The following is a 22222-nucleotide window of genomic DNA, read 5'->3' on the forward strand; positions in this document are numbered from 1 at the left end:
GCAGCCGCCACAAGACCATGAACCGCCGCGAACTCCTCAAACTCGCCTCCGCTGCAGCCCTCGCACAAAGCCTGCCACGCAGCCTGCTCGGTGCCACATCACTTGCAGACAACCCCTTCGCGCTCGGCATCGCCAGCGGCTCGCCGCGCCACGACGGCGTCGTACTCTGGACCCGCCTGCTCTCGTCCGGAAATGGCTTCGACAACAAACCCATCGCCGTGTATTGGGAAATTGCCGACGACGAGCATTTCAAGCGCATCGTGCAGAAAGGCAGCGCACCCGCCCTGCCCCTGCTCGGCTACTCGGTCCACGTAGAAGTCGAAAACCTGCAGCCAGACCGCTGGTATTTCTACCGCTTCAACGCGCTGGGTAACACCAGTCCGGTCGGCCGCACGCGCACCTTCGCGGCGCCGGGAATCGTCGCCGACAAGATGCGCCTCGCCTACGCCTCCTGCCAGCGCTGGGAGCATGGCTACTACGCAGCCTGGCGCCACATGCAGGCCGAGCAGCTCGACGCAGTCTTCTTCGTCGGCGACTACATCTACGAATATGCAAAGGGTAAGAACGACATACGCTCGCACGACCTCGCCAAGCCGAAGGACATTGCGGGCTATCGCGATCGCTACGCGCTCTACAAGAGCGACCCGAACCTGCAAGGCATGCACGCGCAATGCCCCTGGCTGTTCACCTGGGACGATCACGAGGTCATCAACGACTACGCCGGCCTGAACGGTCCCGGCGTCAGCGGCGACTTCGCAGCCCAGCGCGCGGCGGCGTACCAGGCTTTCTACGAAAACCAGCCGCTACGCGCCAGCGTGCTCACGCGAGCGCTTGACGGTCTCGTCGGCGGACGCAATCAAGGCGCGGAGACACGCATCTATGGCCGCGCAAGCTTCGGCAAGCTCGTCGACTTCCACATCCTCGACACACGCCAGTACCGCACTCCCCAAGCCTGTTCTGACAGCAAGGGCGGCGCCAGCGTGCGCCTCGACACCTGTGCCGAACTCAATGCGCCAGAGCGCAGCATGCTTGGCTTCGAGCAAGAACGCTGGCTCGCGGATGGCCTCAAGAACAGTGCCGAGCGCGCGCCGCGCTGGACAGTCATCGTGCAGGAAACACGCTTCGGCCAGACCATCAACCGCGGCAAGAATCCCACTGTCAGCAACGACGCCTGGGACGGCTACCCCGGCACGCGCCAGCGCATCATCGACACGCTGCAGAGCACGCGCACACCCAACCCTGTTGTCCTCGGTGGCGACGTGCACTCCAACTGGGTCGGACACATCAAGGCCGACTACAACAAGTCCGACAGCGCCAACATCGGCGTCGAATTCACCGGCACCAGCATCAGCTCCAATAGCAGCAACGCCGAGCACATACCCAAGCGCGTCGAACAGAACCCGCACTTCATCTTCGGTGACGGCTACAAACGCGGCTACGGCGTCGTCGAACTCTCACCCAGGCAGCTCACCACCACCTTGCGCGCGGTCAGCGACGTCACGCAGCCCGACTCAGGCATCGAAACCCTCGCGCAATTCGTCGTCGAACACGGCAAACCCGAGCTCCACAGAGCCTAGATCCACACGGGCCGCTCGGATAAGCACAGCGCCTTCCGAGATTGCTCCTGCAAACATGGGCAGGGCTGGTGGTCAAGGTCGCAGCCGGGGGCGCTTTGCTTTCCAAAGCACCACCCCGGACACGTTTGCCAACTCAAGCAGATTCATCTCTCCTGCGCCCCCTCAGCTTTACGACCCGGCTGTCTTTTCCTTACCTGACCGCCTACGCAATGCCTCAATGACGAGAATTTGTATCTATCTGTTACACAACAAATTTCATCAGATAGAACAAAATTGAGACCAGTCACATAAACAATGTCGATGAATTTGACAACATCAACAATCGGTAAAACTTACTCACTATAAAAATCAGTGATATAGCAATATGGCTTGCTAATTGCTTCCAACTCCAGCGGAGTCGACATCAGATTCTTGAGGGAGGGCCACTCGGTGGAGGCACAAGCCGGAGGTCATGAAAGATTCACTATCCGGTCACGGGATTTGACGTTTTCGGATAACCTCATGCGCGGGAACGTGATTTAGTTCCCCGGGTGAAAAAAAATAAACCTATGTGGAGAGTTGACATGATTCATATGAAGAAAATGGTAGCAGCCGTTGCAATCGCTGCTGCTTCGGTTGGCGCGGCACAAGCCGACACGTACGTGTCGAACTTTGAGTTTGGCCTTTTGGCGGATGGAGGCCTGTTGAAGTCGAACGACAACAATCCTTTGTTTATGGAAACCTTGGCGACCGACCCATTTATCTGGACAGGCCCTAGTTCGAACGGCATTCAAGTTTGGGATGACGTTGCAATGGAAGCGAAAGTCCCTGGCAACGCCATTGTGGCTAATCTGCTGAACGGCGGCACTGTCACCAACTCCGTTTACGGCTCGTTCATGGGTCTGGTAAAGAACGCCGGTGTTACAGCAAGTTTCAGTCTGGATACCGCAGTGACGGGTGGCAGCAAGTACTTCTCGCTTGACTCCATTACAACTATTGCTGGCAAGACCAATGGCAATGCGACCGCAGGCCAGAATGCAGTCATTACCCTGTGGAAAGACGGCGTTCAAGTTGGCTCATGGAGTAACACGGTGATTGGCACTGCAACGACCATTGCTGTCGGCGATGCGTGGACCGTCACATCTCTGGCTGGTATTGAAGCGGACACAGTCAAGATCTACTCGATCAAGGGTCAGCAATTCTTTGACAATATTCAGGTAACCGCTGTGCCGGAAGCCAGCACCTACGCCATGCTGCTGGCAGGCCTGGGCATGATCGGTGTAATCGCACGTCGTCGTACCAAGGCCTAAGCAATACACCTTACCGCAAAGCAAAGCGCCCATCCTGCAAAGGATGGGCGCTTTTCATTGGGCTCTACTGAATTGCTTTGACGGCTAGACGCCCAACAACTCCGCTGCATGACTTCGCGTGGTCTCGGTGATGTTCACGCCGCCCAGCATGCGGGCGATTTCCTCGATACGACCGTCCTGGTCGAGATCCACCAAGCGCGAGTAGGTTTGTCCGTCGCGGTTTTCCTTGGCGACTTTCCATTGCCAGTTCGCCTGTGCGGCAACTTGCGGCAAGTGGGTCACGCATAGCACCTGGCGAATGCTGCCGAGCTCGCGCAGGCGACGGCCGACGATTTCTGCGACGCTGCCGCCGATGCCGACATCCACCTCGTCGAAGATAAGGGTGGGCACGGCTTGTGAGGCGCTGGCGATGACCTGGATCGACAGGCCGATACGCGACAGTTCGCCGCCGGATGCAACCTTGGCGAGTGGCCGCAGGGGCTGGCTGGGATTGGCAGCGACCTGGAACTCGATCTTTTCCAGCCCGTGTGCGCTGCCCTCCTCTTCCGCTTGCAGCGCGATCTCGAAGCGGCCGCCTGCCATGGCGAGTTCCTGCATGGCCTCGGTGACGCCTACACTGAGTTTCTTCGCAGCGGCAGCGCGTTTGCTGGAAAGCTGGTCGGCGGATTTGCGGAATGCTGCCTCAGCAACCCGCTCGCGCTCAGCCAGGAGGGCTGGATCACCCATGGCCGTAAGGCTGTCGAGACGGGCTAGGCTCTCGGCGAGGAGGCCTGGCAAGTCTTCCGGCTGGACACGGTACTTGCGCGTCACCTGCATGACGTCGGCAATGCGCTGATCCAGCTGGGCGAGACGTTCGGGGTCGAGGTCGACACGATCCTGATAGCGTTTGAGCGCGTGGCCGGCCTCGTCCATGCGGATGGAGGCTTCGCTCAATAGTTCGGCGATGTCCTTGAGCGCGGGATCAAACTCTGCAAGTTCGAATAGTCGGACGACCAGGCGTTCGGTCTGCGCTGCGAGCGGTTGATCACCCTCGCTGACAGCTTCAAGTGCCGTGCCCACCCCTTCGAGCAGACTGGCCGCATGAGTCAGGCGGGCATGCTCCTGATTGAGGGGCTCCCATTCGCCGGCGCCGAAGTTGAGGCCTTCGAGTTCCTGCACCTGGAAGCTGAGCATCTCCTGCTCGCGCGCCAGCCCGGCTTGCTGTTGCTGTGCCTCTTCGCGTGCCTTGCGCGCAGCAACCAGCTCGCGCCAGAGTCTGCCGACCTCTTTCGCCAGCACACCGAGACCGGCATGATCGTCCAGCAGCGTGCGTTGTGCATCCGGCCGCAGCAAGGCTTGATGCGCATGTTGCCCGTGGATGTCGGCGAGGAACTCGCCCAGCTCGCGCAACTGTGTCGCGGTCGCGGGCATGCCATTGATGTAGGCGCGCGAACGGCCACCGCTGTCGACAACACGACGCACGAGCAGGCCATCGTCTCCTGCCTCGAGATCCTGGCTCGTCAGCCAGGGGCCGACAGGTGAATCGGTGGCGAGCTCGAATTCGGCAGCAAGATCAGCCTTGTCACAACCCGTGCGCACGACGCCGGCATCGGCGCGCTCGCCCAGCAGAAGCGACAAGGCGTCGAGCAGGATGGATTTGCCCGCGCCCGTCTCGCCAGTCAGCGCACCGAAGCCTGTGCGGAAATCAAGTTCGAGACGATCGACGAGGACGAAATCGGAGATGAGTAGGCGACGCAGCATGGAGTGATCGTGAGTTCGAGCAGGCGCTCATTCTAACGTAGCGGGCTGACCCGCAAGACGACACCGGAGCGTTCGCCTCGCTCGGAGGAACTCCAGCATTCAGGAGAAGCCCTTCGGCAGGCTCAGGACAGGCGCGGCGTGGAACTCCAATGCAGCTTTTCACGCAATACGGCGAAGTAGCTGTAGCCCGGTGGATGCAACAGGGTCACGGACTGATCGGAGCGACGCACGCGCACACAATCGCCGCCGTGCGCATCGAACAAGGTCTGGCCGTCGTAGTGGATGCGTGCGTCATGCGGCGCGACAATACGGATGTCCACAACACTATCGTGCGACAGGGCGATGGGGCGGTAGGTCAGGCCGTGTGGCGACAGTGGCACCAGCACCATGCCAGCCAGACGCGGATGCAGGATGGGGCCGTTGGCCGACAGCGCGTAGGCAGTCGAGCCGGTAGGTGTGGCCACGATGACACCGTCCGAGCGCTGCGAGTAGATGTATTCGCCGTCGACGGTGAGTTCGAACTCGATCATGCGGCCGATTTCACCGCGGCTGGCCACAACGTCGTTCAGGGCCAGGGAAGTGAACACCGGTACGCCATCGCGCAAGACTTCGGCCTCGAGCAATGCACGGCGTTCACGCAGATACTGCCCGTCGAGAATTTCGCCCACGCGCTCCAGCATTTCGTCGCGGCCGATATCCGTCAGGAAACCCAGGCGCCCCTGGTTGATTCCCAGCAAAGGCACGGTATTGACGGCCAGCCGACGCGCCGCTGCCAGCAAGGTGCCGTCGCCCCCGAGCACGATCGCGAGATCCGCCTTTTCGGCGATCTGCTCGAACGTCACGGCTCGTGCACCGCCGACGCCGCCGACGACGCGCGAGGTGTCTTCATCAACCAGAACGCTGACGCCACGAGTCTGCAGGAAGGCAGACAGACGCCCGAGCGCTTCGGCCACGCTGGCACTCTGGTACTTGCCGACGAGCGCAACGGTGCGGAAATCGCACGCAGACTCGCTTAATGACTCTTTTTCCATTCCCGGATTTAACCACATGCTTCAGCGCTGTCCACCGCCAAAAGACTGATAATGAAAAGCCCAGCGCATCGACAACCGTCAATCGACCGCGCTGTGCGGCCCCTGCAAACTCACATAAAATCGGCCTACGCTCACCCGGACCCCTCAGATGAACCAGCTTGACCAGCGCGCCCGCATCCTGATGAAGACTCTCGTTGAGCGCTATATCAGCGAGGGCCAGCCCGTCGGGTCGCGTGCGCTGTCGCGCCAGTCCGGGCTGGAGTTGTCGCCCGCGACGATCCGCAACGTCATGGCCGACCTGGAAGAGCTCGGGCTCATCACCAGCCCTCACACCTCGGCGGGGCGCATCCCGACGCCATTGGGCTACAGACTCTTCGTCGACACATTGCTGACGGTCAAACCACTGGAACAGGACGAGGTGCGCGAGCTCAAGAGCCATTTCGTACCGCACGAGCCCAAGCGCGTCATCTCTGCTGCGTCGCAGCTCCTGTCGGAGCTGACGCAGTTCGCCGGCGTCGTCGTCGCGCCGCGCAAAGAGGCCGACAAGGTTCGCCAGATCGAGTTCGTCAGCCTCTCTGAGACGCGCGTACTGCTGATCATCGTGACACTGTCGGGCGATGTGCAGAACCGCATCGTGCATACGCAACGAGCCTATTCGCCTGCCGAACTGGTGACGGCAGCCAACTACCTCAACCACCATTGCGCCGGCCTTGGCTTCAGCGACATGCTCGGGCACCTGCGCGACGACCTCGTTCAACTGCGCGCAGACATGGCCGAATTGATGACCGCGACCATCAACGCCGGCAGCGAAGCCCTCGAAGAGAACACCGGCGCGTACGTGCTGTCTGGCGAGCGCAAGCTGCTCGAGGTGAACGACCTCTCTTCCAATATGGGCCGCATGCGCGAGCTGTTCAGGCTGTTCGAGCAGAAGTCCGGCCTGCTGCAACTGCTTGATCAGTCACACCGCGCCGAGGGCGTGCAGATCTTCATCGGTGGCGAGTCCGGTATCAATTCGCTCGACGAATGCAGTGTCGTGACCGCGCCTTACGAAGTCGATGGCCAGATCGTCGGCACGCTCGGCGTTATCGGCCCGACCCGCATGGCCTATGAGCGCGTCATTCCCATCGTGGACATCACGGCCAAGTTGCTGAGCGGCGCGCTGTCAAATAACGCCTGAACCGAACGCCAGGACGGCTGCCGCCCCGGCATGCCACTGCCGCAAGCCAGCCCCCAAAGATCACAGACTCCCGAACCTCGATGCCCCGCTTCCTCCCCGAACCCAAGCACGACCACAGCACGCCACCCGCCATCGGCATCCTGCTGATCAACCTGGGCACGCCTGCAGCGGCGACCGCCAAGGCGGTGAAGCCCTACCTCAAGCAGTTTCTCTCCGACCCGCGCGTGGTCGAAATTCCACGTGCCGCCTGGTGGCTGATTCTCAACGGCATCATCCTCAATACGCGCCCGAAAGCTTCCGCAGAAAAGTACGCCAAGGTCTGGAACACGGAAGGCTCACCCCTGCGGGTGCATACCGAGAAACAGGCCAAGCTGGTACAGGGATTCTTCTCGCATGCAGGACAAACGCAGGTGTTGGTGGATTACGCCATGCGCTACGGCAAGCCAGGCATCGATGAGGGCTTGCGTCGCCTGAAGGAGCGAGGTTGCACGCGCATCCTGACGCTGCCGCTCTATCCACAATATGCGGCGAGCACCACGGCCAGTACCTTCGATGCCATCGCGGACAGCTTCAGGCGGATGCGCAACCTGCCGGAGCTGCGCATGGTTCGCAGCTTTCACGACGATGCGGGCTACATCCGTGCGCTCGCGGCAAGCGTGCAGAAGCATTGGGAAGTGAACGGCCGCGCCGAGAAACTCGTGATGAGTTTTCACGGCGTCCCGCGCTTCACACGCGACAAGGGCGACCCATATTTCTTTGAATGCCAGGAAACGGCGCGCCTGCTCGTAGAGCAACTGGGACTCAAGCCGGAGCAGTATGTCGTCACCTTCCAGTCACGCTTCGGCAAAGCCGAATGGCTCAAGCCCTACACGCAAGCTACGCTGGAGAAAATGGCCAAGGACGGCGTGAAGACGGTCGACGTCATCTGCCCGGGTTTCGTTGCGGACTGCCTCGAAACGCTCGAGGAAATTGCCATCGAGGTACGCTCGGCCTTCATTGCAAATGGCGGCAAAGCCCTCAACTACATCCCGTGCCTCAATGAACGGCACGATTTCATCAACGCGCTGGTCAACCTGTGCTCTCGTCACATGCAGGACTGGCTCGCCCAACCCGTACCCGATGCGGCGGCACTGAAAGCCATCGCTGCGCGTGCAAACTCCTTAGGAGCCAAGAACTGATGCTGAAACTTCTCGCCCGCTGGGCCCTGAATGCGCTCGCACTGATGGTCCTGCCCGCCCTGATCAGTTCGATCACGGTCGCCGGCTTCGTACCGGCTCTCGTTGCCGCACTGGTGATCGGCCTGCTCAATGCGTTGTTGCGACCGATCCTGCTGATCCTCACCCTGCCGGTGACCATCGTGAGTCTTGGCATCTTCGCGCTGGTGATAAACGGCCTGTTGTTCTGGGCCGCGTCCGGTCTCGTGCCGGGTGTGCACATTGCCGGCTTCTGGGGCGCTTTCTGGGGCGCTATCGTCTACAGCGTGTTGAGCTGGCTGGTCGACATGGCGCTTGGCGATGCGCGCCCGCAAATGCGTATCGGCAGGAACTAAGGCCCCGCACGGCAGTAGCGCCAGCACTTCGCCCGGCCGGGTTGAATCAGGCCAATAACTCCCAGCTCATCGGTGTGCCGCGCTTGATGTCGTGCGCGGCACGGCGCCCGGTGATGTGCTCCTGATGCTTCGGTGGCAAGCCCAGACCCGGGCGGATCGCACGCACATTGTCGGAAGTGAATACCTCCCCCGCCGCGATATCGCGCACGACGTACAGCGAACGGCGGAATACCAGCGATTCGCGCTCGCGTTCGGTTGCACCGAAGCGCACGATGCCCATGGCCTGGCGCGCCCGCTCCGTCTCGTCGACCAGCAGGCGCACCTCGTGTGGCTCCAGCGAAAACGCGCTGTCCACACCACCGTCTTCACGTCGCAAGGTCACGTGCTTCTCGATGACGGTCGCGCCCATCGCCACGGCCGCAACGGCGCAACCGATGCCAAGGGTGTGATCCGACAGGCCGACTTCCACACCGAGCACCTCGCGCATGTAAGGGATGGTGCGCAGATTGCTGTCGGCCGGTGATGCCGGATAGGTACTCGTGCACTTGAGGATGATGAGGTCCTTGCAGCCCGCGCCGCGCGCAGCGTCGACCGCCTCGGCAATTTCCACGAGCGAAGCGAGGCCGGTGGAGATGATCATCGGCTTGCCCATCGATGCCACCTTGCGGATCAAGGGCAGATCGATGTTTTCGAAGCTCGCCACCTTGTAGCAGGGCACATCGAAGCTGGCGAGGAAGTCCACGGCGGTCTTGTCGAAAGGCGTGGAGAAGGCCAGCATGCCACGTTGCTTTGCGCGCTCGAAGATGGGGCCGTGCCAGGCCCAGGGTGTATGGGCTTCCTCGTAGAGGTCGTACAGGGTGCGACCGTTCCACAGGCTCTTCTCGTCCTGGATCAGGAATTCACCGTGCGGGATATTCAGCGTCATCGTGTCCGCGGTATAGGTCTGGATCTTCAGCGCATGCGCACCAGCGTCGGCGATGGCATCGACGATTTCCAGCGCACGATCGAGCGAACCGTTGTGGTTGCCGCTCATCTCGGCGATGAAGAACGGCGCAGCATGCAAGCCGACCGGGCGGCCTCCGATTTCGAACATTACGGACCTCTCAGGGGAACTGATGACACGTCTGGGATGCTTGCATCTTATGCCCGCCCCACGCGCAGGATCGACGGATTTGCCGTCACTTTGCGCGGCTTATTGCGCCACGCGGGCAGGGCCACCATGCAAATCCGGCCTCAAGACCGAACGTGGCGTACACTCGTGCTCTATCCCGCTTCCAGGTTGCCATCTTGATATTCCCCCCTCTTCCCCCTCGCCGCGCCACCACGACCTTCCGCGAAAGGGCATGCCATGAATGAGCAGATCAACGCGAAGGTCAGCTGGACGGAAGCCAACGAGGCGCGCAGCGCCGACTGGCACTCGGAAGGCGGTACGCCGCCGCCCAAGCGCATCGTCGTAGCCGATGACACGATCAGCGCTGACGCGGCCTATCGCCTGGCTTGCGAAGGTACGGCCCTCCTCTGGCGTGGCGACTTCCAGAACGCCCGCCAGCTGCTGCAGGCCATGGCGCGTCGCATCGACCGCAAACCGCCGGCAAAGAAGAAGGAAGGCGAAGTCACTCCGCTGAGTGAAGTATTCAACAAGCATCGTCTGGCGCAGTCGCAACGTGCGCGCACGCTCGGCATGTTGCTACTCCCCTTCGAAGCGGACTTCACGGTGCCGCTGCGCCGCGCGCCGGATGTGCGCCAGGCCTGTCTCGAAGCCTACGGCAAAGTCGAAGCACCTTTCCTTGCATCGTTGCGTGAGTTACTCGGCCTGATCGGGGCGCACGAGTGGCATCGCAAGGGCGTCGAAATTGCAGCGCTGGGTGAGCGCATCCATCCGCACTACGGCGTGTTCGCCCCCACCCGCGCGGAATACATCAAGCTCGTGGCCGAGGCGCCCCTGCCCTCGAAAGAGCTGGCCTTCGACATCGGTACGGGTACGGGTGTACTTGCCGCCGTGCTTGCCAAGCGTGGCGTTGCGCAAGTCGTTGCAACCGACATGGACCCGCGCGCACTGACTTGCGCCAACGAGAATTTCAAACGCCTGCGCGTCAATCGTCAGGCCAATGCGATCCACGCCGATCTCTTCCCGGACGGTCGTGCGCCGCTGATCGTGTGCAACCCGCCCTGGGTACCTGCGCGTCCGAGCTCTCCGCTCGAACACGCGGTCTACGATCCGGATAGCCGCATGCTGCGCGGCTTCCTGAATGGCCTGGCTGCGCACCTGACGCCGCGTGGTGAGGGCTGGCTGATTCTCTCCGATCTGGCAGAGCATCTTGGCCTGCGCTCTCGCGAAGAACTGATGTCCATGGTGGAAGGTGCCGGCCTGCGTGTCATCGATCGCATCGACACGAAACCAACGCACGCCAAGGCGGCGGACAGCAGCGACCCGCTGCACACCGCACGCGCTGCCGAGGTGACATCCCTGTGGCGGCTAGGCGCAATCGCGTCCTGATGCGCACTACCGAGTAGCTGAACCGTATGAGACGAGCGCCATGACCACTTTCGCCATTCTGCTGTGCCTGCACCTGTGTGCCGTGATCTTCTGGGTCGGTGGCATGGCCATCATGCATATCGCTGTGCGTCCATCCGCCGTCGAGATGCTGGAGCCACCGCAGCGCCTGCCGTTCATGGCCGTCACCCTGGGGCGCTTCTTCCTCGGCGTGACGATTTCAATCGTCGTGCTTCTGGTCACGGGCGCGTGGATGATGCATTTCATGGCCAGCGTCGGGCGCTTGCCACATTCAGTCGAAGCCATGGCTGGTCTGGGCATCCTGATGATGGCTATTTTCGGCCATGTACGTTTTGCCGCTTTTCCAAAGCTGCGTCGTGCAATTGCTGCCAAGGCCTGGCCCGAGGCGGGCAAGCAACTCGGCATCATCCGCCAACTGGTGGCGCTCAACCTCACGCTTGGCGTCGTGACGGTGGTCATTGCAATCATTGGACGTACTGCGCTGGTCTGATCTCAGGACTGAAAAATGCTGAGACCCGGGTGTGATCATCCGCCGCGAAATGCCTCGGGCATTTCGTTGCACTGACACACCGTACAAAACTGCTCCGGCACACGCTAGACCCGTGTTCCGGCACGACAGTGCGGGCTCTCAAACAGTTTTCCGGAGATACATCATGAACAGCATTATCTATATCGTCGGTCTCGTCGTCGTCGTGGGCGCCATCCTGTCCTACTTCGGCTTTCGTTGATCCGCCGTCGATTACCTCACGCAAGCCTGCCGCACGCCGAAGCACGCACCTGCTGCTTCGGCCCTCTTCTGATTTCCCGCAGCTGCATTTCCCACACTTGCAAAGTCTTCCAGGGCAATTCCGCTTGCGGTAATTGCACAGCGCGGCGCGCGCCAGGCAACTCCCGCGAGCATGCCTTTTCGTCAGCGCCAACGGCGCTTCCAGACGGATTTCGTGCAGCGCCGGACGGCCATGGGCATGCGCCTTGCGGGTCACAGCATCACGGCAAAGCAGTGCTTTGCGACCTGACTTCCTGCTGCGGCGAAGGGCCTCGTGCCTGAGCGCTGGCAGCAAGCGATTCCTGGAGGAGACATCATCATGAAATGCAAAAGGCATTTTCTGATTCTGACGCTTGCCGCGGCCCCGATGCTCGGCAACGCGGAGGAATGGGTTACGACACAAGGTATTTCGTATCTGTGTGGCGGCGTGGGCGATGAAAGTCTGGCGCAGATGAAGAGCGCCGAAAGCTCAGCCGACGCACAGCTAGTGCTTACCGCGGGTAACGAACGCAGCTATCTCAACGACGTGAAGCTGACCGTGGCCAGCGCCGACAAGCAACATGCCGTGACCTGGCAGGCAGCAGGGCCGGTGTGTCTGCTGAAGCTCCCCCAAGGAAGCTCCACGGTCGACGCCAGCTATGGCGATGAACGTCGCAGCCTGAAGCTGAACAAACCCGCGAAGAGCGGTGTGCGTCAGCCAACTGTCATCAACTTCAACACCAACTGACCTCAGTGTCAGACACATCCTTGCAACAAGAACAGAGGAACAGACCATGAAGAATTCATCCATGAAGAGACAATCCGTTCTCATCGCACTTTCCGGCCTCATCGCATTGTCAGGCTGCGCTGAACTGAGCCCCACAGCCAAGGGCACCGGCATCGGCGCGGGCGTCGGCGCCGCCTCGGGGGCCATCATTGGCAAGACCACCGGCAGCGACAAGGTCGGTCGTGACGCGGCGATCGGCGCAGCGGTCGGGGCTCTCGGCGGCTATGTCTGGTCGTCACGCATGGAGGCGCAGAAGCGTTCGATGGAACAGGCTGCTGCCGGCACGGGCGTGAGCGTCAGCCAGACGGCTGACAACCAGCTCAAGCTCGATATTCCGAGCGACGTATCGTTCGATGTGGGCCGCGCTGATATCCGCAGCAACTTCCGCCCCGTGCTCGACAAATTTGCGGGCACGCTCAAGAGCAATCCCGACACGCAGATCCGGGTGATCGGCCATACCGACAGCACGGGCTCGGATGCGGTGAACAATCCGCTCTCCGTGAATCGCGCAGAAAGCGTGCGTGAGTATCTCGGCGATCACGGTGTCGCGACGTCGCGCATCGGCATTGATGGTCGCGGTGAGCGCGAACCCATCGCCACCAACGACACGGAAGCCGGCCGCGCGAAGAATCGTCGCGTCGAGATTCTGGTTGGCGAGCCGGGCAACTGAGGCCGGTAGCCGCGCCGGGCAGACCTGTCTGTAGCGGACCATCGGGTGCAAGCAGAAATGCTTGCACCCGATTTTTCTGGCGCCTGCGCCACCCCATCCACTTTGGGAGCTGACGGCATTACCCGCATCCGGGTCAGTGGCGTAGCATGCGGCCTTGCTCGCCAATCGGTCCGCACCATGCCTCGATCAACGCCCGCTCCTCACTCTCTGACCTCCAGGTCCATCCTGCTTTCGCTGCTACGGCCTTACCGCATGCGCATGGTCTTGGCGGGTATCGCTCTGGTGGTCGCGGCGGGCGCCATGCTTGGCGTGGGGCAAGGCTTGCGCGCAGTCATCGACCGCGGCTTCGCAGCAGGCGATCCGGCCTGGCTCGACCGCGCCCTGCTCGCCATGTTCGGCGTCATCGCCTTGCTGGCGGCGGCCACATGGATGCGTTTCTACAACGTGTCATGGCTCGGCGAGCGCGTCACGGCAGACTTGCGACGCCGCGTGTTCGATCATCTGCTGAGCCTGCCGCCATCGTGGTTCGAATCGGGCCGCACAGGTGACGTCATTTCGCGCCTCACGTCCGACACCACGCAAATCGAAAGCGTCATCGGGTCTTCCGTGTCGATCGCATTGCGCAACCTGTTGCTGCTCATCGGCGGTCTTGCCATGTTGCTGGCGACGAGCTGGAAACTCACGCTGATGGTGCTGGCAGGCGTGCCGCTGGTGGTGACACCCATCGTGTTCTTCGGCCGCCGCGTGAAGAAGCTCGCGCGCGAGAGCCAGGACCGCGTGGCCGACCTGGGTGCGCATATCGACGAGAGCATCCACGAGATACGCATCGTCCAGGCCTACGGACACGAAGCCGATGACAGGCGCCAGTTCGGCGCTCGCGTCGAACAGGGCTTCGCCACCTCGGTACGCCGCATCCAGGTGCGCTCGGCACTCATCGTTGCGGTGCTGGTGCTGGTGTTCGGCGCGATCTCGTTCATCCTGTGGGTCGGCGGTCATGATGTGCTGGCCGGGCGTCTGTCTGCCGGCAATCTGTCAGCCTTCGTGTTCTATGCCGTCATCGTGGCAGGCTCTGTCGGCGCCTTGTCCGAAGTGTGGGGAGAGCTGCAGCGGGCGGCGGGTGCGACGGAACGGCTGGCGGAAATTCTCGCCACGAAACCGGAGATCAACGTTCCTGCGAATCCCCTGCCCTTGCCCTTACCTCCTCGCGGTGAGGTCAGCTTCGAGGCCGTCAATTTCCATTACCCGACGCGACCCGATACACCGGCACTCGCCGACCTGAGCCTGACAGTGCGACCAGGCGAGACCGTGGCGCTCGTCGGCCCCTCTGGCGCTGGCAAGACCACGGTCTTCCAGCTGCTGCTGCGCTTCTACGACCCGGCAGGCGGCAGCGTGAAAATCGATGGTGTCGAGCTGCGCGATGCCCACCCCGATGCCGTGCGCCAGCGCCTCGCACTCGTGCCGCAGGAGCCGGTCATCTTCGCCATGAGCGTGCTGGAGAACGTGCGCTACGGCAGGCCGGACGCCAGCAGCGAGGCCGTGCACGCTGCCTGCGTTGCTGCGTTCGCAGATGAGTTCATCCGGGCGCTGCCGCAAGGTTATGAAACGGATCTCGGGGAGCGCGGCGTGCGCCTCTCAGGCGGGCAACGACAACGCATTGCGATTGCCCGCGCCATCCTCGCCGATCGGCCCATCCTGCTGCTGGATGAAGCCACCTCCTCGCTCGACGCCGAGAGCGAGCGTGTCGTGCAGGCTGCGCTCGAGCATCTCATGCAAGGCCGTACGACGCTGGTCATCGCCCACCGTCTCGCCACGGTGCAACGCGCCGACCGCATCGTTGTGCTCGAGCATGGCCGCATCATCGAGACGGGCACACATACCGAGCTGGTCGCGGCCGATGGTCTGTACGCGCATCTGGCGCGACTGCAGCTGACGGCCTGAGCGGACAGATCAAAGCGCTGCCTACGAGAACTTGTTCGCGGCCTTCATCGCCAGGAAGCCAGCGAACCCCGAAGCACAAGTGCCATACACCATATCGACAATGCATACCTTGACGCTCCAGTCGCGCAAGGTTGCCAGGTTGGACAGGTCATACACACCGTAGGCAACCAGCCCGACGACGGCACTACGCAACACCGCTTCGCCCAGCGTCGATGGCCTGATATGCAAGGCAAGGAACACCAGCCCGAGCGGATAGCACAGGTAGAACAACGCGGCAGGCAGCCACTTCGGCGTGTCGAGCAACAAGGGGCCGATCTCCTGTTTGTACATGTCGAGCCCCAGCCAGCCCAGCCACACGGCATCGAGGGCAGCCATCACCAGCAACACGACGCCGTAGGCCACGAAGAACGCTTTAGGGGTGAGACGGCTGGATGACATCGCATGACCTCGGAAAATCGGCGGCACAAGCGCCGCGAGCATTGATGACTACGCAGCGAAACGTCGGCGCGGATGCAGGCGCCCCTGCCGCTACGACCAGAGTCACTTGTGCCACACCCTCTTCGCCCCGTCTGCCCTGAAGAAACAAGCCTTTTCAATCAATCACTAAATCACAGTTAAACGTTTACCCCAATTTTCCTTGCAAGCCGCTTTTCCCACAATCCGTCGCGACGCTTCTGGCCGGTGCTACTAAACCCGCCAGGGATCTGGACTCACCCACCAGGCAAAGGAGAGCGTCGCTTTCGCGGGGCAGTCGCCCGCTTTCGCACCTACAAGGAAATCAAGAATGAACAAGACACTCACCCACACCGCTTGCGCACTCCTGCTGGCAAGCTTCGGCCTCGCTGCACAGGCATCTACCAACGCCCAGAACACCGACATCCGCAATGGTGGTTCGATCAACACCGGCCCCGACGCCACGGCTGATTCGCCGATCTTCACGGTCGTGAACCAGGAATCCAGCCGTGCCGAACTCCGCTTTGCCACTTTCACAAGCGGCTCGCATTCGCTGGAAGGCACGGTCAAGCTCATCAAGCTTTCCGGTGGCAAGACCAGCCTCGCGCAGACTTTCTCGGAAACCGGCGGCAACCCGATCAGCCAACTGGCGATTGACGAGAGCGGCTACTTCTACGAGGTTCAACGCAGCACGGGCGACTCCAGCAGCGAGCGTAGCTGCGGCCTGCCTAAGCTCGCGGTCGGCAGCACGGCAAAGATCAAGCTGGTCTATGACGTCAGCAAGGGCACCAGCACCTCGTACGTGAATGGCAGCAAGTGCAAGACCATCACCAAGTCTGGCTGGACCAAGCTCTACACCAAGATCGGCGCCTACCAGACGGCCAGCGGCTCCGGCACGGTGAGCGTGCAGTGGACCAACTTCACCGTCAAATAACGCGCACCCGCCACACGACGGCCAGCCTCACAACGCAGGGGCTGGTTCCGTCGCACTGTCGTCTTCCGCTTCCTCACCGAGGAAACCACCGCTCTGATGCGCCCACAGGCGCGCATAGATGCCGCCCTTGTCAAGCAGTTCGCGGTGACTGCCCTCTTCCACGATGCGCCCCTTGTCGAGCACGACGAGCCGATCCATCGCCGCGATGGTCGACAGCCGATGCGCAATTGCCACCACCGTCTTGCCCTCCATCAGCCGGTACAGGCTGCTCTGGATCGCCGCTTCGACTTCGGAGTCCAGTGCACTGGTGGCTTCGTCCAGTAGCAGGATGGGGGCATCCTTCAGCATCACGCGCGCAATCGCGATGCGCTGGCGCTGGCCGCCGGAGAGCTTCACACCACGCTCACCGACATGCGCGTCGTAAGCCGTACGGCCCTTCACGTCTGCCAGCCCGAGAATGAACTCGTGCGCCTCCGCGCGACCTGCTGCCGCCAGCATGTCGTCATGCGTAGCGTCGGGCCGACCGTAAAGGATGTTGTCGCGCACCGAGCGGTGCAGCAGCGAAGTGTCCTGCGTCACCATTCCTACCTGCGCGCGCAGGCTGTCCTGCGTGACGTGCGAGACGTCCTGCCCGTCGATCAGCACGCGCCCCTGCTCCACGTCGTAGAAGCGCAGCAACAGATTGACGATAGTGGACTTGCCCGCGCCCGAACGACCGACGAGGCCGATCTTTTCGCCCGGCTTGATCGTCAGCGTCAGCGCCTCAATGACCTTGTGCTCGCCACCGTAGGCAAAGCTCACGTCCTCGAAACGCACCTCGCCGTGACTGACCCGCAGCGGCTTGGCATCGGCACGATCGGTGATGGTGTGGATGCGTGACAAGGTATTCATGCCGTCCTGCACCGTACCGATGTGCTCGAACAGCGCCGTCATCTCCCACATGATCCATTGCGAGATGCCGTTGAGGCGCAACGCCATCGCCGTCGCAGCGGCAACGGCGCCGACCCCGACTTCACCCTTGGTCCACAGCCACAGCGTCATGCCCGCCGTCGCAACGATCAGCAACATGCTCAATGCGTGATTGACGGTCTGCACGCCCGTGACGAGTCGCATCTGGCCGTGCGCAGTCTTCATGAACTCCTGCATCGCCGAACGTACGTAGCTCGCCTCGCGACGCGCGTGAGAGAACAGCTTCACGGTCGCGATATTAGTGTAGGCATCGGTAATACGTCCCGTCATCAGCGAGCGCGCATCTGCCTGCTTTTGCGACACCGCGCCCAGGCGCGGCACGAAGTAGAACAAGGAGCCGACATACAGGGCCAGCCAGGCAAAAAACGGCAGCAGCAGCCAGAGATCAAAACCGCCCACCACGGCCACCATGGTGATGAAATAGATGATCACGAAGACCAGGATGTCGGTGACGATCAACACCGTGTCGCGTACCGCCAGCGCGGTCTGCATCACCTTGGTCGCAATGCGGCCGGCGAACTCGTCCTGATAGAAACTCATGCTCTGGCCGAGCATCAGGCGGTGGAAATTCCAGCGCAGGCGCATCGGAAAATTCGCAGCCAGCGTCTGGTGCTTGAGCAGGGATTGCAGCGCCACCAGCAACGGGCTGGCAATCAGCACAAGCGCCAGCAGTGTCAGCGTGCCGAGATGGTCGGCCCACAGATGCGCTTTATCGACCTGGCCAAGCCAGTCGACGACACGCCCGAGAATGCTGAACAGCAAGGCTTCGAACGCGCCGATCACGGCCGTGCAGATCGTCATGGCCAGCACGAAGCCACGCAGGCCGGCAGTACAGGCCCATACGAAGGGGAAGAAACCCTTGGGCGGCGTTTGCGGCTCACCTTCAGGGTACGGGTGCAACAGACTTTCGAAAAAACTCAGCACAAATGTGCCTCACGACGGTTCGGGAACCTCATATTGTCGCCCAGTCTGGCCGCCCGGCGTAGCCGCTTCATGACACAATCCGGCGCCAGCGAAAACCTCGCCACGCTTCTTGCGTGCAATTTCCACGCTCAATCGGCCCGATATCGTGTCCAAGTCCAACTCCCGTGCCTTGCTCCTTTTTGCGCGCAGGGCTCGCCAGCGCAGCAGCCTTGCCTGCCTGATATCCGTATCAGCGCTCCTCGCGCCAACCCTGAGTCACGCACAGGCCCCGGTGGTCGCCTGCCATTACACGTACGGCGGCCAGACCAAGGTGCTGGAAGCGCGGCCGATGAAATCGCCGTACGCCGTGCCGCGAATACAGATCGGCTCGTACTTCCAGTTACGCGCGGTTTGGCATGCAGAGCCTGCCGCGAGCGCGTCCGTGAATATCTACACCTATGCCGATGCCAACGATGGCCCGGTCATCATTCATCAGGCCAGCTACCCGCTGCCATTGCCCAGGAATGGCCCCTTCGGCTTCACCGGCCTGCAGCGCGTGTATGAACCGATGCGCGATGGCGAGTTGATCTACTGGTGCGAACTGCGCACTGCAGACAGCAGGAAACCACGAAAATGAACATCAGACTCTCGGCGCTGGCGGGCTGCATGCTTTGCCTGCTGCTTTCGGCAACAGGTTCTGCGCAGGCTGAAACCGTGAAGCTTTCTTTCGTCGGCGACCTCATGCTCGACGACGGCCCGGGCAAGGTCATTGCCAGCGGGCGTGACCCCCTGGTCAACTTCGCCGATCTGCTGAAGCAGGCCGACTATTCCATTGGCAATCTCGAATGTCCCGTGGCGACCACCGGTACGGCGATGGCGAGCAAGATCTTCACCTTCCGTGCCAAGCCACAGACGCTGCAAGTGCTCAAGGGGCGCTTCCAGGGCCTTTCCGTCGCCAACAACCATTCCGGCGACTATGGCAAGAAGGCCTTCCTCGAAACGCTGCAGCATCTCAAGGCCAACGGCTTCGAGTATTTCGGCGGCGGCCGCAATCTTGCCGAAGCCCATGCGCCGCTGTGGATCGAGCGCAAGGGCCTGAAAATTGCCGTGCTGGGCTATGACGAGTACAAGCCGCGCAGCTTCGAAGCGGGCCCGGACTGGCCCGGCATCGCATGGAGCGAAGACGGCCAGGTCATCGCCGACATTCGCGCCGCACGCGCCGCAGGCGCTGACCTCGTCATCCCGATGATGCATTGGGGCTGGGAACGCGAACCCAACCCGAGCGAGCGCCAACGCCAGCTCGCACGTACCATGATCGATGCAGGCGCCGACATGGTGGTCGGCGGTCACCCGCACATCACCCAGGGCGCCGAGTATTACAACGGCAAGCTGATCGTCTACAGCCTCGGCAACTTCGTGTTCGACAGCTTCACGACGCCCGCCACACGCACCGGCTGGCTGCTGCGCCTGACCCTGGACAAGCGCGGCGTGGTGGCCTGGGACACCGTCGGCGCCTTCATGGATGAAGAAGGCGTGCCGCAGCGCATGCCGGGTACGTCAACCCCCTGCGGCAGCCTCGGCGAAACCACGGTGCGCTACTGCGTCAACGAATAGCAGCGCGCGCAGCGCCTGGAATAACACCGGCAAGGCTCACTGGGGTTTGAAAGCCAGCGGGAAGCCGCCGTGCTTGAACGCCATCGTCAAATCGAAAAAATCGCGCCGCTGACGTGCGGAAAACGTAGCGTAGATGCGCTTGGCCGCCTCCCTGCATGCAGCCGGAATGGGCTGGTCGTGTGCGCTGCGGATGACAAGCAGGAAGGGCACGAGGAAAGTGCGTTTGATACTGACTGTCGGCCCCAGAACGCTGGACGCCTTCGTCATCTCTTCCAGGCTGAAGGCCGCGCGTACCGAGTTGTAGAAATCCTGCGTGAAGATCTCCGGCTGTATCGCCTTGCGATCGTTGGCCAGCGCCGCCTGCCCTGCCTGGCGCTTCATGCGGCCGAAGTCGGCGATATAGAGACCGCCACCGGGCTTGAGCACGCGTGCGGTTTCGCGCATCACGGCGTCCAGCGTCGCAATGTCCGGCAGATGGTGCAAGGTAATCGTCGAAACGACTGCGTCCACCGAGCCATCGCCCCATTCGCGCAGATCGTCGATGCTTGCCTTGCGCAATTCGACATTGCTCACTTTGCAGCGGATCAGGGTCTCGCGTGCCAGCGCCAGCATGCTGTCCGACGCGTCGACGCCGATGAAGTGCGCATCGGGATTCAGCTGCGCGATCAACGCCAGCTGGTTCGCCGGACCACAACCCAGATCCAGCACGCGCGCACCGGGCGCGATCACCGCGCTCGCCTGAATGGCATGGTAGAGATAAGTGTGAGCGAGGATGCCGTCTTCGCGGCCAGCCTTCATGAACGCTTCGGTATTGGCATCGTCGTCCATGACCATCTCGGGCTCTGGAACGCGCACCTGCTGCTGGCGCGATACGAAGTCCAGCAAGAGATTCATGAACAAAGCGGGACTGGGCATGGCATTTCACACGTAAGTTGGCAGGCCGCCAATTATGAACGAAACACCGCAAGCGTCAGTCAGCGAGCGATAATGCGCGCTTTCTCTGAACACGCAGGAAACATCAGTATGAGCACCCTGAACAGCTTCGGCCTGCAAAAGGCGATGCAGAAGAAGATCAAAGGCCAGATCGAGGCCGCTCCCATGCGCGGCAAGTCAGAAACCGTCGACAAGCGCGAGCAACGCAAACGCGATCAGGAACAGGGGCTGATTCCCTTTGCGTGCAAGTTGCCTTCGGCGCTTGTCGAACAAGTGCGCGAGCAGGCCGCGGCGCATGAGGGTGGCATCAACGGGCTGGTTGCGGAGTTGTTGGCGAAGGCTTTGACAAAGTAACTGCAGAAATTTTTCGCTGTCGAGGCATTGGCCCTGACTATTGCAGTCCCCTCCGCCCCGGGAGGGAACTGCCAGGTTCGAGCCGTAGCGCGTTACATCTGCAGCACACCCCGCTACGAGTCCGAAACCTTCCCCCGCAACGCCTTCACCTGCCCGCGCAGATTCTTGCCTTCCAGCCGCTTGCGCTGCGAGCTGCGTGTCGGCTTCGTCGGCGTGCGCACCCGCGGCGGCCTGGCGACGCTCTCTACGAGTTCATGCAAGCGCGCGATCGCATCAAGACGATTCGCTTCCTGACTACGCGATTGCTGCGCCTTTATGACGACGACGCCATCCTCGGTGATGCGCTGATCGCGCAGCGCGAGCAGCCGTTCCTTGTGCGCGTCGGATAGAGAAGAGGCGCGGATGTCGAAGCGCAAGTGAATCGCGCTCGATACCTTGTTGACGTTCTGCCCGCCCGCCCCCTGCGCACGTATCGCCGTAAATTCGATTTCGCTGGCGGGTATCTCGACAGGTTTTGGCAGCACGGGATCAATCCTGCGGCGATTTGACCGCAACCAGCAATCGATCGAGCTGGTTGGCGAAGGCCTGCTTGTCGGCCTGGCTGAAAGCGGCCGGCCCACCGGTCTGCACGCCGCTGCTGCGCAGACCCTCCATGAAGTCACGCATCGACAGGCTCTCGCGGATATTGGCGGCCGAATACAGCTCGCCACGCGGATTGATGGCTTTGGCGCCCTTGTCGATCACCGCCGCAGCGAGCGGTATGTCGGCTGTGATCACGAGATCGCCTGCGACCACCTGCTCGACGATGTAGCCATCGGCCACATCGAAGCCCGACGGCACCTGTACGGCACGGATGAAGCGCGAAGCCGGCACACGCAGCATCTGGTTGGCTACCAGCGTGGTCTGCAACTGCTTGCGCTCGGCCGCGCGGAAGATGATTTCCTTGATGGCGACGGGGCTGGCGTCAGCATCTACCCAGATACGCATAAAACTCCCTGAATCAGCGCGCACACGCTGCGCGCGTCACCGCATGATGCCGCAAGA

Annotated in this window: 22 protein-coding genes; 14 read left to right on the forward strand and 8 right to left on the reverse strand. The window is 61.8% G+C overall.

What is annotated here, in order from left to right:
- Positions 1-17: 17 nt before the first annotated feature.
- Together VVD49_RS20330 and VVD49_RS20335 are read left to right on the forward strand one after the other, a co-directional pair.
- On the forward strand, positions 18-1577 hold the full coding sequence (locus VVD49_RS20330; protein ID WP_327601061.1) for an alkaline phosphatase D family protein: 1560 nt from the start codon (positions 18-20) through the stop codon (positions 1575-1577).
- Positions 1578-2140: 563 nt separating this feature from the next.
- On the forward strand, positions 2141-2866 hold the full coding sequence (locus VVD49_RS20335; protein ID WP_327601062.1) for a PEP-CTERM sorting domain-containing protein: 726 nt from the start codon (positions 2141-2143) through the stop codon (positions 2864-2866).
- An 84-nt stretch (positions 2867-2950) separates the two neighbouring features.
- Here the strand turns inward: VVD49_RS20335 and recN are convergent, their stop codons facing one another.
- Together recN and VVD49_RS20345 are read right to left on the reverse strand one after the other, a co-directional pair.
- Positions 2951-4606: a DNA repair protein RecN gene (recN, locus tag VVD49_RS20340; protein WP_327601063.1), complete on the reverse strand. Its 1656-nt coding sequence runs from the start codon at positions 4604-4606 to the stop codon at positions 2951-2953.
- 122 nt (positions 4607-4728) lie between these two features.
- The gene (locus tag VVD49_RS20345; RefSeq protein WP_327601064.1) at positions 4729-5637 is read right to left on the reverse strand and encodes an NAD kinase; all 909 of its coding nucleotides are present in this window, start codon (positions 5635-5637) and stop codon (positions 4729-4731) included.
- Between the two features lie 148 nt (positions 5638-5785).
- On the opposite strand from VVD49_RS20345, the gene hrcA reads away from it, so the two are divergent.
- From hrcA to VVD49_RS20360, 3 genes are all read left to right on the forward strand, one after another.
- Positions 5786-6814 carry a heat-inducible transcriptional repressor HrcA gene (gene hrcA, locus VVD49_RS20350; RefSeq protein ID WP_327601065.1) on the forward strand — a complete coding sequence of 343 codons (1029 nt, stop codon included), beginning with the start codon at positions 5786-5788 and terminating at the stop codon, positions 6812-6814.
- A gap of 80 nt (positions 6815-6894) precedes the next feature.
- On the forward strand, positions 6895-7992 hold the full coding sequence (gene hemH / locus VVD49_RS20355) for a ferrochelatase (RefSeq protein ID WP_327601066.1): 1098 nt from the start codon (positions 6895-6897) through the stop codon (positions 7990-7992).
- Complete coding sequence (locus VVD49_RS20360) at positions 7992-8363, forward strand: phage holin family protein (protein ID WP_327601067.1); 372 nt, start codon at positions 7992-7994, stop codon at positions 8361-8363. Before hemH ends, VVD49_RS20360 begins: the two co-directional genes overlap by 1 nt.
- 46 nt (positions 8364-8409) lie before the next feature.
- On the opposite strand, the gene pseI is transcribed toward VVD49_RS20360, so the two are convergent.
- Positions 8410-9456: a pseudaminic acid synthase gene (gene pseI, locus VVD49_RS20365; RefSeq protein WP_327601068.1), complete on the reverse strand. Its 1047-nt coding sequence runs from the start codon at positions 9454-9456 to the stop codon at positions 8410-8412.
- Between the two features lie 255 nt (positions 9457-9711).
- Between pseI and VVD49_RS20370 the strand changes: the two genes are divergently transcribed.
- From VVD49_RS20370 to VVD49_RS20390, 5 genes are all read left to right on the forward strand, one after another.
- A complete protein-coding gene (locus VVD49_RS20370) occupies positions 9712-10860 on the forward strand; it encodes a class I SAM-dependent methyltransferase (RefSeq protein ID WP_327601069.1) in 1149 nt (382 codons plus the stop codon).
- Between the two features lie 40 nt (positions 10861-10900).
- The gene (locus VVD49_RS20375) at positions 10901-11368 is read left to right on the forward strand and encodes a CopD family protein (protein ID WP_327601070.1); all 468 of its coding nucleotides are present in this window, start codon (positions 10901-10903) and stop codon (positions 11366-11368) included.
- A gap of 595 nt (positions 11369-11963) precedes the next feature.
- Entirely contained in the window at positions 11964-12371 is a 408-nt protein-coding gene (locus VVD49_RS20380) for a hypothetical protein (RefSeq protein WP_327601071.1), read from the forward strand.
- Positions 12372-12432: 61 nt separating this feature from the next.
- Positions 12433-13080, forward strand: coding sequence for a YiaD family glycine zipper/OmpA-like lipoprotein (locus VVD49_RS20385; protein WP_327601072.1), 648 nt, complete (start codon positions 12433-12435; stop codon positions 13078-13080).
- 177 nt (positions 13081-13257) lie between these two features.
- Positions 13258-15018: an ABC transporter transmembrane domain-containing protein gene (locus VVD49_RS20390; RefSeq protein WP_327601073.1), complete on the forward strand. Its 1761-nt coding sequence runs from the start codon at positions 13258-13260 to the stop codon at positions 15016-15018.
- A 21-nt stretch (positions 15019-15039) separates the two neighbouring features.
- Here the strand turns inward: VVD49_RS20390 and VVD49_RS20395 are convergent, their stop codons facing one another.
- Entirely contained in the window at positions 15040-15456 is a 417-nt protein-coding gene (locus tag VVD49_RS20395) for a DUF2177 family protein (protein WP_327601074.1), read from the reverse strand.
- A 346-nt stretch (positions 15457-15802) separates the two neighbouring features.
- Here VVD49_RS20395 and VVD49_RS20400 point away from each other — a divergent pair, with 346 nt between their 5' ends.
- Entirely contained in the window at positions 15803-16405 is a 603-nt protein-coding gene (locus VVD49_RS20400) for a hypothetical protein (RefSeq protein ID WP_327601075.1), read from the forward strand.
- Positions 16406-16432: 27 nt separating this feature from the next.
- Here the strand turns inward: VVD49_RS20400 and VVD49_RS20405 are convergent, their stop codons facing one another.
- Positions 16433-18298 carry an ABC transporter ATP-binding protein gene (locus VVD49_RS20405; protein WP_327601076.1) on the reverse strand — a complete coding sequence of 622 codons (1866 nt, stop codon included), beginning with the start codon at positions 18296-18298 and terminating at the stop codon, positions 16433-16435.
- Positions 18299-18626: 328 nt separating this feature from the next.
- Between VVD49_RS20405 and VVD49_RS20410 the strand changes: the two genes are divergently transcribed.
- On the forward strand, positions 18627-18914 hold the full coding sequence (locus VVD49_RS20410) for a hypothetical protein (protein ID WP_327601077.1): 288 nt from the start codon (positions 18627-18629) through the stop codon (positions 18912-18914).
- The gene (locus tag VVD49_RS20415) at positions 18911-19891 is read left to right on the forward strand and encodes a CapA family protein (protein ID WP_327601078.1); all 981 of its coding nucleotides are present in this window, start codon (positions 18911-18913) and stop codon (positions 19889-19891) included. The genes VVD49_RS20410 and VVD49_RS20415 overlap by 4 nt, the downstream gene beginning before the upstream one ends.
- A gap of 36 nt (positions 19892-19927) precedes the next feature.
- Here the strand turns inward: VVD49_RS20415 and VVD49_RS20420 are convergent, their stop codons facing one another.
- Positions 19928-20806 (reverse strand): class I SAM-dependent methyltransferase, encoded by an 879-nt coding sequence (locus VVD49_RS20420; RefSeq protein ID WP_327601079.1) that lies wholly within the window; start codon positions 20804-20806, stop codon positions 19928-19930.
- Between the two features lie 108 nt (positions 20807-20914).
- Between VVD49_RS20420 and VVD49_RS20425 the strand changes: the two genes are divergently transcribed.
- Entirely contained in the window at positions 20915-21178 is a 264-nt protein-coding gene (locus VVD49_RS20425) for a hypothetical protein (RefSeq protein ID WP_327601080.1), read from the forward strand.
- Between the two features lie 113 nt (positions 21179-21291).
- Here the strand turns inward: VVD49_RS20425 and arfB are convergent, their stop codons facing one another.
- Entirely contained in the window at positions 21292-21699 is a 408-nt protein-coding gene (gene arfB / locus VVD49_RS20430; protein WP_327601105.1) for an alternative ribosome rescue aminoacyl-tRNA hydrolase ArfB, read from the reverse strand.
- A gap of 7 nt (positions 21700-21706) precedes the next feature.
- The gene (locus VVD49_RS20435) at positions 21707-22165 is read right to left on the reverse strand and encodes a YaiI/YqxD family protein (protein ID WP_327601081.1); all 459 of its coding nucleotides are present in this window, start codon (positions 22163-22165) and stop codon (positions 21707-21709) included.
- Between the last annotated feature and the right edge of the window lie 57 nt (positions 22166-22222).

Source organism: Uliginosibacterium silvisoli (assembly GCF_036017035.1).
Taxonomy (GTDB): Bacteria; Pseudomonadota; Gammaproteobacteria; order Burkholderiales; family Rhodocyclaceae; genus Viridibacterium; species Viridibacterium silvisoli.